The following is a 14,200-nucleotide window of genomic DNA, read 5'->3' on the forward strand; positions in this document are numbered from 1 at the left end:
TGCACTTATACGTACAGATATTCTATCTGTGCCAAGGCATAACTTTCTACAGTTCCAATATCCCTGTGATACACTCTGTTTTCATAAGTGTATATCTTTCCCATAAAATGAGGTAAAACATCCAGACTAAAATCTATATTTTTTTTATGCAAACTTTTCAGAAAAGGAAACAGCGTCGGCTCACAGATATAGACAGCACCGTTTGCCAAATTTGAAGGCGGGTTTTCTACTTTTTCAAAAAAATGCTGTACTATTTCTTTTTCATCCAATTCAACTATTCCACAAGATGACGGTGTATCTGTCTTAAATGTCATCATTGTGATCTCACAGATTTTCGGACGCGTTTTGTGTGCGTTGACAAATGCCTGAAAATCACAAAATGACAAGTTGTCGGCATGAATCAAGAAGAATGCCTCCTTATCAAAAAAATTTTGATTTTGCAGCAGTGTTCCTCCTGTATTAAGCAGTTGCTCTTCATGCACAAGCGTTATTTGTTCACAAAAAGAACTCTTCTCCTTCCATGCCAACACCTGTTCGGCAAGATAGGATGTATTTATCAAAAACTCATCAACTCCTGCTGCACTCAGATTCTCAAGCCAGTAATCCAGCAAAGGCTTCCCGTGAACAGGCACCAGACACTTTGGAATAAAATCCGTAACGGGACGCAGCCGTGTACCCAGTCCGCCTGCAAGCAACAAGGCCTTCATTTACTCCAGCTCCTGTAAAAGTTCATCTTTTTGAATGGGAATATTGCCGACCCGGCTTACCTGAATCGCAGAGGCCAAAGAACCCAAATAGGCACTCTGCCAGATATTTGCACCCACAGCCAGTGCCATCGCGCTACATGTAAGCAGAGAATCTCCTGCTCCGCTGACATCACGGACTGCATTTCCCAAAGCGTTTATGTTATCTGTCAATAAATCATCTTCCCAATTGTTATATATCAAAATACCCTCTGCTCCGAGTGTTGTAAAAACATATTTTGCCTGTGATTTTTTTACCAGTTTGTCCGAAAGCACCACCAAACCCGATTCAAAATCATTTAAAGAGAGTCTGATTTCTCTCTCAGTAGGCGTGACCAGCGTCATATTGTTAAATTTTGAAATATCCCCGACCTGTGAGGAGCTTTGAGAATCAGCGGCCATTAATATACCTGCCTCACACCCCATTGTTGTAATGGTATCAATAATCTTTTTACTCAGCACACCGTAACTGAAATCTGAAAAAATTATCAAATCCGTACGCTCTATATTTTCTTTGACGTCTTGAAGAATTTTTTCTTCTATATCTGTTGCAATACTGTGCTGCTTGAGATGATTGACACGCAGCAGTGTTTTTGTATTGGCACGAAAGCGCTGTTTGAGCGTAGTGGGTCTTGTCGTGTCTTTATAAAGTTTCGCGTCAATATCAAGTTTTTTAAGCCCCTCATCCAAATAGTTAAAATTTTCATCATCTCCGACAACAGAAATAAACTTTACGTTTGCACCGAGCGTTTTTGCATGGCTGGCAACGATGGCGGCGCCTCCTATGAATTTATCACTTACTAAAGGCGTTACGACGATAGTCGGATCTTCCTGACTCATCCCCAAAGGCTCACAAATAATGTACTCATCTACAATGGAATCACCTATGACTAAAACATTGATTTGTGAAAATTTTTCTATAATGGCATTTAAATGCGCCATATCAAAAGAGTGGCGTTGCAAATACGAACTGTTATGTTCTACCGTATAATTGAGTGCCGCAAATTCCTGTTTTAATAAATCTATAGAAGAAAAACCTATCTCTCCGGAGCTAAAAAGAAGTTTGCCGCCATAAGCACTGATAACCTCCAGTTCCGCATTTGATTTATTTGCGAACTCTTTTCCCTTGACAACAATCTCAGGTCTGTTTTGCTTAATGTACTCAAGTGCCGGAACATCCAAAATAAACGCTTCATCCACATAGCTCGTAGCATTGATGGACTCCAGTCTGATATCTTGCGAAATGCCTTTTTGGCTGATTTTATCACTGTTGACACCGACAACAAGGTAATCCCCGCTCTCTTTGGCAAATTTCAACAATCTCAAATGCCCGGGATGCAGCACATTGAAGTCACCCGATACAAATACTTTTTTCATAGCCATACTAAATAAAATTGAGATGCTGCGGCAAATCGCCGCTTGGACGTGTCAGCGCATGTTGTCCTTTTTTATAGGCATCAAGCACTTCATTTGTCTTATCCTGCAAACATAATGTTTCACACATCGAGCAGGCATCAAATTTATCCGATGCCAAGAAATCCATCACTTCCCAGTATCTCTCGCTTTTGAGTATATCTTTAAAACGCACTCCCGGTTCTGTTATATTGGCTATATGGTACTGCTTGTATTTTTCATTGAAAAAGCTCCCGCACGGGGCTATCAGACCTGTTCCGGACATTTGCAGGTGAAAAGGCGTACCGTGGCATCTGCTGTAGTTCCTTTTGCCCTTGGAAAGAATCTTGGACCATTTAGCTTTGACAAGATATTCCTCGTCACTGTAGCTCTCTGCTTCTTTTAAAAGGTCAACCAGGTCATCATATTTGTCATAATCAACCCCCAGGGTTCCCTCTTCATCGTCACTGCAATGTTTAATGACCAGATAATCAGGCCGCAACTCTTTACCGAGTTTTGCCAGAGGAATAATCTCATCCGCATCCTGCGGCATCAAGACCATCTGCATCCCGATAGTCACATCAAGATTCATCTCTTTTTTTATCTGCATCGCCATTTTGATATTTTCGCAGGTTTCATAATACTTCTCAACCGGAACACCCATTATCTCGCTGTACCTTTGTGGTGTTCCCGCACTGAAGTTAAAGCGCAAATATGTCAAAGCCGGCAAAATTTTTCTTAGCACATCTTCTGTAAGTGTATTTCCGTGTGTGGCTATAGCCATATCCAAACCGACTTTTTTGCCGTAGACAATGACATCTTCATATATCGGGTTTGCGGTACTTTCCCCGTCGCTCACAAGGCTGATGGCTTTGACTCCCACTTCGGCACAATCATCCAAAAAGTTTTTCATAATTTCAAAAGTAATTTTATGCGGTTTGTTTCTTTGCATATTTGCATAACAAAAGACACAGTTGTACTGACAAGCCTGTGTCAGTGCCATATCAATGGTGATAGGGACAATCCTCTCCCCTCTCTTCCATTGCTCCAAGCGCTCTTGATGCCATAGTATTTTAGATCCATCTAGTATTAATTCTGACATTTATTCTCCATTTATAAGCATCTCAAATAGGTAGGCCCGTCATAGGCAAACATATTTTTTATATCTTCTTGCAGCGTCTCTTGTGTCGGTGCAAATATTTTAAAATTTTTAAATATTTTCATCATGGCTATGTCATCATCATCCATACAATGACTTCTGCCCAAACTAGAAAAATAATTATCGGCACCTACACCGATAAGTTTAACATTCATTTTATGTTCATTTAAATCATAACGAATCTGCTCATACGCACGCATTACCAAAAAAGGCACCTGAGAATAAACAAGCGGCTTCAATCCTGCCAAATACATTCCCGCACTCATGCTCATGGTTGCCTGCTCGCATATACCTGTATTAAAAGTTCGCTCTTTATGATTGTCAAAAAAATCATCCAACACGGCAAATCCCATATCGCCGACCAGCAGGACCATCTTTTCATCATTTTTAAAATAACTATATATTTCTGCCATAACTTCTTTTTTGCCGACCAGTTTACTCATCATCACACCCCAAAACATATCCGTCTTGCGTCGGGCATCGAAAATGATGGGCTATAGAATTTTCACAAACCGCTACGCCCTTGCCCTTGAGCGTATCACAAAATACAATGGAGAAATTGTCATTTTTTGTATGAAAAAAGTTCTTTAAGCTTACATGTAAGCTGTTTTCATTATGCCCGTCTATTTTTGAGAAATTATCCGTATAACTGTGCAAGACTTTTGCCAGTCTCTCATTATCAAGCCCCACATCTGCCACTCTGTCCATCGCCTGCAGTTCGTTTGCATCGACAATCAAAAGAAGATTGTCAAGTTGAAATCTGTATGCAAGCGCCAAGGCTTCAAAATTGCTTCCCTCCTGCATCTCTCCGTCTCCGACGATACAGACAACCTTGTTTGTTTTGTTTTGCATTTTAAAAGCCTGTGCCATCCCAACGGCTATAGGCAGTCCGTGTCCGAGTGAGCCGGTAGAGGCTTCTATCATATAGTCCAAATTTTGTGTCAAACATCCTTTAATGGATGCTCCCCTGTAAAAATTATCCAGTTCTTCTTTTGGCAAAAAACCAAGCTCGTTTAAGATTACATAGTACGCATAGGCACCATGCCCTTTGGAAAATATGAGCCTGTCACGGCTTTCATCCTGAGCATTTTTTTTGTTATAGTGCAAAAAATCTCTAAAGAGGACACTCAGCATTTCGACGGTACTCAGTGAGGGTGCCAAGTGTCCTGCTCCTGTTTTGCAGGAGAGTTCTATTGTTTTTTTTCTTATCTCTTTTGCATCTAACAAAATTATTTCTCCCCCAGATACAAGAACCACTCTTTAGTCGCTTCTTGAATGCTTTTTTCATCCCAAAGCGGAGCTTCCCGCCAAGAATCTATATTTTCAAGCATTATTTTCACGCCCTCTTCAAAGCTTATTTTTGGTTTCCAGCCTAGCATAGTTTTTATTTTTGAAATGTCCGCATAAGTGCTCTCAGGTTCTCCCGGTCTTTTTGGAATGTAGTGTTTTTCTCCACCTAAAAGCTCGGCAAGGTAATTAATGCTGTAAGTATTGTCACTGCCTACATTAAAAATCTCTTGACTTATAGGGCTTTTTGCTGCCATGAAACATGCATCGACTATATCACTCACATAGGTAAAATCTCTTGTCTGCTCTCCGTCACCCACTATTGTCAGTGGTTTGTTATTTAACAATTGTGCCAAGAACACCCCAAATACAGCACCGTATGTCCCTCCTGTTCTATGACGCACTCCATAGACATTAAAGAACCTCATCGACACTACGGGCATATTATATAACTGCCCCCAGTGCATGACATACTGTTCGGCTACTGTTTTTGTGTGGGCATACGGGTATTCCGGTTTTATGGGAGTATCTTCGGGTGTCGGATAGACATCTGGGATACCATAACATGAACTCGAAGCTGCATAAACAAACTTTTTAAGATTTTTACTTTTTTTCGCCGCTTCAAGCACATTGATTGTACCGTCTACATTGGCTCTGTGGTATTTTACAGGGTTGTTAATTGATGGGACGATATCCGCCAAAGCTGCATAATGAAACACATAATCCGCATCTTCAAAATAGCTGTCCAATTCAGTTTCATAATCGCCAATATCAACTTGGAAAAATTCTATCTTCCCCTTGTGATGTGCAATATTCTCAAGCCGTCCGTTTGCCAGATTGTCCAACACCGTTACATGGAAACCCTCTTTGACCAACAAATCAACCATATGCGAGCCGATAAACCCGGCTCCACCCGTTACTACTGCTTTCATATCATCCCTTATATAAAATTATCATGCGCCTCTGGATTTTTCAACCTGTCCAGATAGCGATTGACCTCATCCATTCTGCAGTTGACTCTGCAATTTTTAATATCCAACTCCTTTTGCACAAAGTTGTACGATTCTCTGCGTTTGTCACTTTCCCAAATTTCACTAAAGCTGTTGTCATAAATATTGCCGTAACAAAAGCGCTCATCCCCAAGGTAAGCACTGCAGCCAAAAACTTTTCCGTCAGCGGCAATGTATCCCCAAAAAAACGGAGTCGCGTGGCAGGTAGAGTAGGAATGCTCTTTTTTCACATATTTTTTCATCGTATTTGCACGAAAAACTATATGAAAATTCTCATCATTAAAGCTTTTTAGTTCCTCTTCAACATCGAGCATTTGAGAGTAGTCTATGTCTTTGTATCTGTCTGTCTCACTGAAATTATGTTGCGAATAGGGTTTTATCACCAAATAGTCAGCCCCGAGCTCTTTGACTTTTTGAGCTAAAATCACCGCTTCATCTCTGTTTTCGGGAAGCAGAAGCATCTGTACGCCAAGCGTACATGTAAGCTTGTTTTGTCTTCTGTACTCCAAAGCATACGCTAAATTATTCATGACCCGCTCAAAATCAAGCTCTTTTGTTTGATGAATTGCGGCGTAGCTTTGAGCCGTTCCCGCATTGAGGCTCACTTTTATCCAGGAACAGTTCTCAATGCAACGCTCAATGTTTTTTTTATTGAGCGGAACAAAGTTTGTTGTTATGGAGGTATCGATACCCACTTGTGAGCAGTGCTCTACAATGAGGTCTAAATCTTTAAACAGCAGAGGCTCGCCTTCTCCTGCAAACATCACACTTTTCACACCATGAGCTGCCATATCACTCAGGCTGTTTTTTAAAACTTCAAAATCTATGCCGATATTTTCATAGCCCATATAATCAAGCGCGCAAAATGTACACCGGTGATTGCATCCGCCATACGGTGACACTTCCACATACACAGGGTAGATTTTTTTGAGTCTCTCCCAGTTATCATCTGCTTCAAGCCATCTTGCAACCCGGACAGGATGTAAACTCATTTTATGGGAATCTATTGCAAATTTATCACTCATTTATAAAATCTTCTTATTTTACTATAAACCAAGGGTTTAGCAAATTCTTTTTATTATACACTAATGGTTGCATGTTTTCAAACTGATATGTCATTTTGCCGCTTTGTCTGACAATAGCATCAGCCGCCGCCGTATCCCACTCCATAGTTGGTCCAAGCCTTGGATAAATATCTGCACTTCCATCAGCCACCATACAAAGTTTCAAAGAACTTCCCCTGTTTCTTTGCTCTTTTTTTTCTGCTGAAAGAGCATCTATAAATGCTTGTGTCTCTGGTGAGAGGTGTGATTTTGAAGCAACAATATGAAGTTCCTTTTGAGGATGGCTGTTTACATGTAAAGGAAGTTTTTGTCCATTTTTAAACGCGCCCTTGCCTTTTTTTGCTTTGTACATTTCTTTTGTTGCCGGAGCATATACTACACCTAAAACCGGTGTGTCTTTATGAATAAGCGCTATGTTTACTGTGAACTCGCCATTGTGCTTTATAAACTCTTTTGTCCCGTCTAGAGGATCAATACACCAGTAATATTGCCAATTTTTTCTTATTTCATAGACTACCTGCTTATTTTCTTCAGAGAGTATCGGTATATTCGGATACAGCTTTTGCAAAGCCAAACAGATAATTTCATTTGCTTTAGTATCTGCTTCCGTCAAAAAAGAATTATCATCTTTGTACTCTATCGTAAAATCTTTTTGATATATTTGCATAATGGCTTTGCCTGCCTCTTTTGCAATCGTAGCAATTTGCTGTAGATTAATCTCTTCTAACACTCTAAATATCCTCTTTTTTGTAAATATTGTATAATTATCTGGCTTGCTTCTTCTATGGTCATTTTCTCTGTTTTTATATGTATCTCTGCTTTATTTGGTATTTCATACGGTGAAGATATACCCGTAAAATTTGGAATTTCTCCCTGCATTGCCTTTATATACAAGCCTTTTGGATCTCTGCGTTGACATATTTCAAGGGAAGTATCTACAAATATTTCTATAAATTCATCTTTTGCTACAAGTGTTCTGACTGTGTCTCTTTCTTTTTGAAAAGGAGATATAAAAGCACTCAAAACTATAAGACCACTTTCAACAAACAATTTTGCGACTTCACCGATTCTTCTAATATTTTCAATCCTATCTTCATCAGAAAAACCAAGTCCTTTGTTAAGCCCTAAACGAATATTATCACCGTCTAAAAGGTAACTATGTTTTTGTAATTGATTGAGTTTCACTTCTACTGCATTTGCCAATGTAGATTTACCGCTGCCGCTTAATCCCGTAAACCATAACACACAGGGTTTTTGTCCCTTTATCGCTGCTCTTTTTTGCTTTGATAGGTGATTCTCATGGAAAATTATATTTTTATTGTTTGTCATGTTTATTTATCTCTTGGTATATTAAATTAGTTTACAGTTCCACTCAGGAAAGTTTTCTCTTATATAATAGTTAAGTGCTTTTTCTGCATCGGTATAATTTCTTGTTTGTGTTTCTTTTCTTTCATTTTCTCTTGCTGCCACATCAACTATCATACCCACACCCACCGTATTATTTGTGACTCTGTCAACGATGATAAAACTTCCCGTTCGGCGATTTTCTTTGTATTTATCTGCCGCTATCGGACGGGTAAGTGTTATTTTGCAAGAGGCTATGTCGTTGAGTTGTAACTCTTTTACCTGTTCTCTTTTATATGTATTCACATCTATTTTATAGTTAATATGCTCCACTACGCCGCTAATAACGGAAACAGCACGTTTAATGTCATACGTCTTAGCTATCTGCATCGGTGTTTCATTCATCCATACAAGCATAACTTTTAACGTATTTGAAACCCTTGGCATTTTTTTGGTATGTACGAGTATGTCTCCACGACTGATGTCAATTTCATCTTCTGTCGTAATCGTTACCGCCATTGGGGCATAGACCTCATTACACGTAAGCTGTTTATGGTTTTCTTTGATATCTCCGGCATTAATAATACTTTTGACTTTCGTCGTCTTTCCCGAAGGAAGCACAGTTATTTCATCACCTACTTTGACGCTACCACTGGCAACAGTTCCACAAAAACCTCTAAAGTCTAAATTTGGGCGATTGACATACTGCACCGGAAATCTAAATTTTTCTTCTGTCTCTTTTTTAGATATATCCATAGCGTCTAGCAGTTCTAAAAGAGGTTCTCCTGCATACCAGGGAGTATTATCACTTTGGTTTACTACATTATCACCTTCTAATGCACTCAAAGGGATGTAGTATCTGTTTTTAATTCCCAATTCGTCTGCTAAAGTTTCATAAGAGGCTTGTATCTCATCAAACACTTCTTTGGAGAAATTTACTAAATCCATCTTATTGATAGCGACTATAACATGTTCTATCCCTAAAAGATTAACTATAAAACTGTGTCTTCTTGTTTGTGTAAGAATACCTTTGCGGGCATCTATAAGTATTATAGCTACATCCGCAGTTGAGGCACCTGTCACCATATTTCTAGTGTACTGTTCATGCCCCGGCGCATCGGCAATAATGAATTTTCTTTTTTCGGTTGCAAAAAACCTATAGGCTACATCTATGGTAATTCCCTGTTCTCGCTCACTTTGCAAACCATCAACAAGCAAAGCCATATCCAACTTCTCACCCGTCGTGCCGTATTTTTTACTCTCATTTTGTGCAGTAGAGAGTTGATCGTCAAATATCATCTTGCTATCATATAAAAGACGACCAATGAGAGTGGATTTCCCATCATCTACACTTCCGCAAGTTAAAAAACGCAATATATCTTTGTTTTCATACTCTTTGAGGTAGGCTTCTATATCTAAAGAGATTTTTTCATTATTTATACTCATTAAAAATATCCCTCTATCTTTTTACGCTCCATAGCACCTTCACTATCTTTGTCTATCAACCGACCTTCTCGCTCACTTAAAGTTGAAAGAAGTATTTCACGAATAATTTCAGGCAGTGTTGTCGCAGTTGAATTAATAGCGCCGGTTAAAGGATAACATCCAAGCGTACGAAAACGCACCATCTCTGTTTTCGCTGTTTTTCTGAGTTGCTCCGGCATTCTTTCATCATCTACCATGATCTTTGTGCCTTCATACTCAACCACTTCTCTCTCTTTAGCAAAGTAAAGAGATGGAATAGGAATACCTTCTAAATAGATATACTGCCATACATCAAGCTCTGTCCAATTACTTATAGGAAACACACGTACGGATTCCCCTTTTTCAATAGCGGTGTTAAAAATATTCCAAAGTTCCGGTCTTTGTTTTTTTGGATCCCACCTGTGATATTTATCACGAAAGGAGAATATGCGCTCTTTGGCACGAGATTTCTCTTCATCTCTTCTTGCTCCACCGATAATAGCATCATAACCACCATTATTAAGAGCTTGTTTGAGTGCTTGAGTTTTCATAATGTCGGTATGAAGTTTACTTCCATGTTCAAAGGGGCTTATATTCATGGCTATCCCTTCAGGGTTTGAGTGCACCACAAGGTCAAAGCCAAGCTCTTTTGCGCGCTTATCGCGAAACTCTATCATCTCAGCAAATTTCCAAAGCGTATCTACATGTAAGAATGTAAAAGGCACTTTAGCCGGTGCAAATGCTTTTTGTGCCAAATGCAGCATAACGGAGCTGTCTTTGCCTACACTGTACATCATTACAGGATTACAAAACTCAGCCGCAACCTCACGGAGAATATAAATTGATTCTGCTTCTAGTTGTTTTAAATGTATTAAGCTTTTTTTTATTAACATTTTAAATATCCATGTAATTATATAAGTTTTATTTTTCTATATCAAGACCAAGTAATTCTACAAAATTACAATTATTAAAACTAAATACCTTTCTAAAGTTTTTAATATTTTCTATAAAAACCTCATATTGATCTTTATGCATTTGAAGAAAAGAAGCAAAATCTTTAAAATTATCATTAGAAAAGACTATACCAATATTATTATCTCTAACTATTTTTGCCATAGATACGAACTTCTCATGTACTAATATTGGCAATGCTCCTTCCAAATAAAATGCAAATTTACTAACAACAGCATATTTATATAACATTTCATTTTTAGAGTCAATAAACAATTCAAAAAAACCAAAATGATAACCATGCAATTTTTTAGAATCTAAATCTTTACCTTCAAGTATCGCAAAATTATTATTGAATCTATCCTCATAAAAAAAGTCTATAAATAATTCTCTTTTAGTTTTCATCTCATCAAGATTCTTCTTTGGAATTAAAAAACTTATTGTAATACTCTCAGATGTAAGTTTTTTAATACTATATATATGAGACTTATTTGGAAATATTTCACCTGGTAATACAGTTGAAGAAATTCTTCCTGCATATACTAAATTTAATTTATTACTAAATTTAGTATTTTTCTCATTAAAGTTACTGTATAAAGTCAATTCGGGTAAAAATATAAATTTATCTACATTTACTTTATATATTTTTGACCATATTACTGCTTGTTCTTCTGTATAATGTGATAATATTTTTTTCCCATATCTAAAAATATATTCTATTGCTTTAAAGTCATCATCATTTCCAAATAAAAATTTATATTCTTCTCTTGTACTAAAATTCCAATCTTTAAGGGTTATTATTGCATTTGGAAAATTTTTTAATATCTCAGCACTAAAAGCATAGGCATGCATCCAACCTCTAGATATTAAAATAGTATAGTCAATTTTACTTATTATTGATAATATTTCATCTTTTGTATCAACTTGAAGAACCTTATCAAAATACTTATGAGTTGTCATATAAGAAGGTTCTTTTAAGATAATTAAAATAATTTTCCACTTATACTTTATAAATAAAAACTGAACTAATCGATCAATGAAAAAATCTTGCTTCTTTAAAATCCCATTTGGTGGAACTATAATTAAAGTTTTCAAAATATTTTACCTCTTAATAAGATGACAAACATCTAAAACCACCACTCCACCGTGCAAACGCAACTTTTTATTTATTGTAACTTTACAGTTTTCTGAAGATTCTGTAATAATAATATAGTCATACTCAGACACCTTAGATAGTAATTTTTTAGGAGATAACACATGTTCTTTATTTATATTTTTAAAATTATTATCACAAATCATAGTAACATTTACATTATTTTTTAAATATCGTTTCAAGTAAGTTTTATAGTTATTATATCCATAAACAACGATATTGTAACCCTTCAAATATTCAACAAGATTTTTTATTGATTGGAACTTTGGAATTATCCTTTTATACACTTCTAACTTTCGCTCAAAAATATTATGGAACTGCAGAGTATTATACTTTTTTTCTAAGCTGATTGAATACCCTAAATCTTGCAGAATATTTTTATTTGTTTCAACAAAGTCTTTATAGAATTTATAAGAAATAAATTTGAACCACTCTTTAACTTTTTTTGATTCATTATAGTGCCGATAATATGCATGTCTGTGTATTGAGGTAGTTAATTCCTTATAAAAGATATTATCTATTATATTCTCTATTTTCTCATCATCAATATCTATTTCTAAATAAATAGAAAGTTTCTTTATCTCTTTTCGTGGATTAGCTAATAAACTTTCATACTGTATTCCATAAAATTCTTTTTTATATTTTAAAAATGCTTCCACATGCTTAGTCCAAGCTTCAATTGTCGCATATACCTTTTCTGGAGTCAAATATCTAAGCTCTTGGTATTTTAACTGACTTTTTAATTTTTTCATTAAAAAAAACACATAATCTAAATTTTCAATAAATTTCATTTTTGAGTTTAAAACATCTAAACCATATCTGTATACATAAATTTTTTTATTAATCTTTTTTAATATCTTATTAGACATAATTTCTATAGGTGAAGCATGTCCAAAATAAATAACTTTTTTAGATAAATCTATCCCATTTGTAATATCCAGTAAGAAATGTTTATATATTGTGCCATTTAAGTTATGAAAATTTGTAGCTACTAATATTTCTTTATTATTCACACTATTTATACCACCAAAAGAAACTCTAGTATCTTTGATGTTTAATTTTTTTAAAAAAGCTTCCAATAGCTCTTCATTTAATGGGGGATCCATTTTATCTATAGATAATAATTTATAAATAATATTAGTAACCAATACTGTTCCAGACTTTGGCATAGATGATATTAGAATATTATGATTATACATTTTCATTGTATTTCCTCGTATTTATTATATTCACTATTCTATTTAAAAACTTATCGTAAGTATATTGTTTTACAAAAAACTCTAAATCCAACTTTGGAACTTTATCACTATTTAATATTTTTTCAAGTTCATTAACTGTTTGAAAATATATAACAGGTATATCTTTTGTATTTTCTTTTGTTCTATATCTATTATCATAAGCCAATGGAATCGCTCCACTAGCAGTGCCTTCAAAAATTCTTTGCTGTAATAGATATGAAGTTGGAATAAAAACATATGTAGCCCTATTATAAACAATTGATATATCTTTTCCATAATTCAATATGCCTTTATAATATGGTTTTACTTCATCATACTCATCCCAGCCCTCTCCATAAATCTCTATCTTATATTTTGTCTTTATTGTGCATAGTCTTAATATTAAAATATCTCTTATGACATACCCAACAATAGAATTTATATTTTTCATATCTTCATTATATTCTTGAGAAATTTCATAAAGACAATCATATTTAAAAACTCCCTCCTTATCATATAAGGCTATAATTCTCTTTGCAATTTGTACAAATTTTTTATTCTTTATTCTATCTTTATACGAAGATCCAATAAAAACTACTTTTTGTTCTCGTACTATGTTATCTCGAATTTTATATACAGTTTTATCTATACAAAATGGTTGTAATTTTGATTCTATTCCTTTCGATAATAATTTTTTACCAATATCATCAGTCAGATGAAAAACAATATCTCGTTTTCTTGCAATGTATTTTTGAGAATCTTGTAAAAAAGGCATCATATCTTGAAACCAGACAATATTAAAAACTTCATCACTAAGCATAATGTTATCCATGTGATTTATATTTATTTTTACATGTGGCTTAGCAAAAAACATATTTTTTAAACACTTTTCATCTTCTATGCCATATTGCATATCTAATACTACATAAAAACCTTTTCTTTCTAATTCCTTTGCAAGTGCTTTCATAATATGCTGCATAACCTTTGTTGAATTATGTGCTCTTAAATAAAATCTCCAAGGTTCTGAGAAATTTAATCTTAAATTTTTCATACTATTAAAATAAGCAAGATTTAGTTCATACCTATATACTTTTGCTTGTTCTAATAAAGAAAAAAAATTTGTTTCTATTTCATTTTTAACCTCTTCTGATAATTCAAGACCAGAGAAATCAATTTGTGTTGGCAATCTATATATACCCTGAGCCAAGTTTTCTAGAAAATCTTCAAATGGTAAATGAATAAAATTAACAAAGTTTGATTCAATTTTTTTACCAGCATAATAACACAACTGAAGTTTATATTTATGATCTTTATTCTGTAATGAAGCAACTCGTAATGCTTCATTTGCGTCTAAAAAGTAGGTGTCTTTAAACATATATTAACCTTCATTTTAAATTATTAAGATAAGATACCCAA

14 protein-coding genes are annotated in these 14,200 nt (G+C 35.2%); all 14 read right to left on the reverse strand.

Going from position 1 to position 14,200, the window contains the following annotated elements; all coding sequences use genetic code 11:
* Positions 1-5: 5 nt before the first annotated feature.
* Genes ETP70_RS11515 through ETP70_RS11575 form a run of 14 tightly spaced genes read right to left on the reverse strand, consistent with a single transcriptional unit; the run spans position 6 to position 14,159 of the window.
* A complete protein-coding gene (locus ETP70_RS11515) occupies positions 6-707 on the reverse strand; it encodes a nucleotidyltransferase family protein (protein WP_151901310.1) in 702 nt (233 codons plus the stop codon).
* Positions 708-2,120 (reverse strand): PfkB family carbohydrate kinase, encoded by a 1,413-nt coding sequence (locus tag ETP70_RS11520; protein WP_151901311.1) that lies wholly within the window; start codon positions 2,118-2,120, stop codon positions 708-710.
* Between the two features lie 7 nt (positions 2,121-2,127).
* The gene (locus ETP70_RS11525; RefSeq protein WP_151901312.1) at positions 2,128-3,237 is read right to left on the reverse strand and encodes a radical SAM/SPASM domain-containing protein; all 1,110 of its coding nucleotides are present in this window, start codon (positions 3,235-3,237) and stop codon (positions 2,128-2,130) included.
* An 11-nt stretch (positions 3,238-3,248) separates the two neighbouring features.
* Positions 3,249-3,707, reverse strand: a complete 459-nt coding sequence (locus ETP70_RS12635) for a transketolase family protein (RefSeq protein WP_230973274.1) — start codon at positions 3,705-3,707, stop codon at positions 3,249-3,251.
* Between the two features lie 22 nt (positions 3,708-3,729).
* Positions 3,730-4,521, reverse strand: coding sequence for a transketolase (locus ETP70_RS12640; protein ID WP_230973275.1), 792 nt, complete (start codon positions 4,519-4,521; stop codon positions 3,730-3,732).
* Between the two features lie 2 nt (positions 4,522-4,523).
* Positions 4,524-5,513: an SDR family oxidoreductase gene (locus ETP70_RS11535; RefSeq protein ID WP_151901313.1), complete on the reverse strand. Its 990-nt coding sequence runs from the start codon at positions 5,511-5,513 to the stop codon at positions 4,524-4,526.
* Between the two features lie 8 nt (positions 5,514-5,521).
* On the reverse strand, positions 5,522-6,616 hold the full coding sequence (locus ETP70_RS11540; protein ID WP_151901314.1) for a radical SAM protein: 1,095 nt from the start codon (positions 6,614-6,616) through the stop codon (positions 5,522-5,524).
* A gap of 13 nt (positions 6,617-6,629) precedes the next feature.
* Complete coding sequence (gene cysQ, locus ETP70_RS11545) at positions 6,630-7,385, reverse strand: 3'(2'),5'-bisphosphate nucleotidase CysQ (protein WP_151901315.1); 756 nt, start codon at positions 7,383-7,385, stop codon at positions 6,630-6,632.
* Positions 7,379-7,984 (reverse strand): adenylyl-sulfate kinase, encoded by a 606-nt coding sequence (gene cysC / locus ETP70_RS11550; protein ID WP_151901316.1) that lies wholly within the window; start codon positions 7,982-7,984, stop codon positions 7,379-7,381. Before cysC ends, cysQ begins: the two co-directional genes overlap by 7 nt.
* A 21-nt stretch (positions 7,985-8,005) precedes the next feature.
* A complete protein-coding gene (gene cysN / locus ETP70_RS11555) occupies positions 8,006-9,445 on the reverse strand; it encodes a sulfate adenylyltransferase subunit CysN (protein WP_151901317.1) in 1,440 nt (479 codons plus the stop codon).
* Positions 9,445-10,356: a sulfate adenylyltransferase subunit CysD gene (gene cysD, locus ETP70_RS11560; protein WP_151901318.1), complete on the reverse strand. Its 912-nt coding sequence runs from the start codon at positions 10,354-10,356 to the stop codon at positions 9,445-9,447. The genes cysN and cysD overlap by 1 nt, the downstream gene beginning before the upstream one ends.
* Before the next feature lie 28 nt (positions 10,357-10,384).
* A complete protein-coding gene (locus ETP70_RS11565) occupies positions 10,385-11,509 on the reverse strand; it encodes a glycosyltransferase (protein WP_151901319.1) in 1,125 nt (374 codons plus the stop codon).
* Between the two features lie 6 nt (positions 11,510-11,515).
* Entirely contained in the window at positions 11,516-12,772 is a 1,257-nt protein-coding gene (locus tag ETP70_RS11570) for a sulfotransferase domain-containing protein (protein WP_151901320.1), read from the reverse strand.
* The gene (locus tag ETP70_RS11575; protein WP_151901321.1) at positions 12,759-14,159 is read right to left on the reverse strand and encodes a CgeB family protein; all 1,401 of its coding nucleotides are present in this window, start codon (positions 14,157-14,159) and stop codon (positions 12,759-12,761) included. The genes ETP70_RS11570 and ETP70_RS11575 overlap by 14 nt, the downstream gene beginning before the upstream one ends.
* Positions 14,160-14,200: the final 41 nt, after the last annotated feature.

Source organism: Sulfurimonas hydrogeniphila (assembly GCF_009068765.1).
GTDB lineage: Bacteria > Campylobacterota > Campylobacteria > Campylobacterales > Sulfurimonadaceae > Sulfurimonas > Sulfurimonas hydrogeniphila.

Excerpts from the sequence above, each read along its gene's own strand:
- ETP70_RS11515 (WP_151901310.1), bottom strand. The coding sequence starts at position 707 with ATGAAGGCCTTGTTGCTTGCAGGCGGACTGGGTACACGGCTGCGTCCC.
- ETP70_RS11520 (WP_151901311.1), bottom strand. The coding sequence starts at position 2,120 with ATGAAAAAAGTATTTGTATCGGGTGACTTCAATGTGCTGCATCCCGGG.
- ETP70_RS11525 (WP_151901312.1), bottom strand. The coding sequence starts at position 3,237 with ATGTCAGAATTAATACTAGATGGATCTAAAATACTATGGCATCAAGAG.
- ETP70_RS12635 (WP_230973274.1), bottom strand. The coding sequence starts at position 3,707 with ATGGCAGAAATATATAGTTATTTTAAAAATGATGAAAAGATGGTCCTG.
- ETP70_RS11535 (WP_151901313.1), bottom strand. The coding sequence starts at position 5,513 with ATGAAAGCAGTAGTAACGGGTGGAGCCGGGTTTATCGGCTCGCATATG.
- ETP70_RS11540 (WP_151901314.1), bottom strand. The coding sequence starts at position 6,616 with ATGAGTGATAAATTTGCAATAGATTCCCATAAAATGAGTTTACATCCT.
- cysC (WP_151901316.1), bottom strand. The coding sequence starts at position 7,984 with ATGACAAACAATAAAAATATAATTTTCCATGAGAATCACCTATCAAAG.
- cysN (WP_151901317.1), bottom strand. The coding sequence starts at position 9,445 with ATGAGTATAAATAATGAAAAAATCTCTTTAGATATAGAAGCCTACCTC.
- cysD (WP_151901318.1), bottom strand. The coding sequence starts at position 10,356 with ATGTTAATAAAAAAAAGCTTAATACATTTAAAACAACTAGAAGCAGAA.
- ETP70_RS11570 (WP_151901320.1), bottom strand. The coding sequence starts at position 12,772 with ATGAAAATGTATAATCATAATATTCTAATATCATCTATGCCAAAGTCT.
- ETP70_RS11575 (WP_151901321.1), bottom strand. The coding sequence starts at position 14,159 with ATGTTTAAAGACACCTACTTTTTAGACGCAAATGAAGCATTACGAGTT.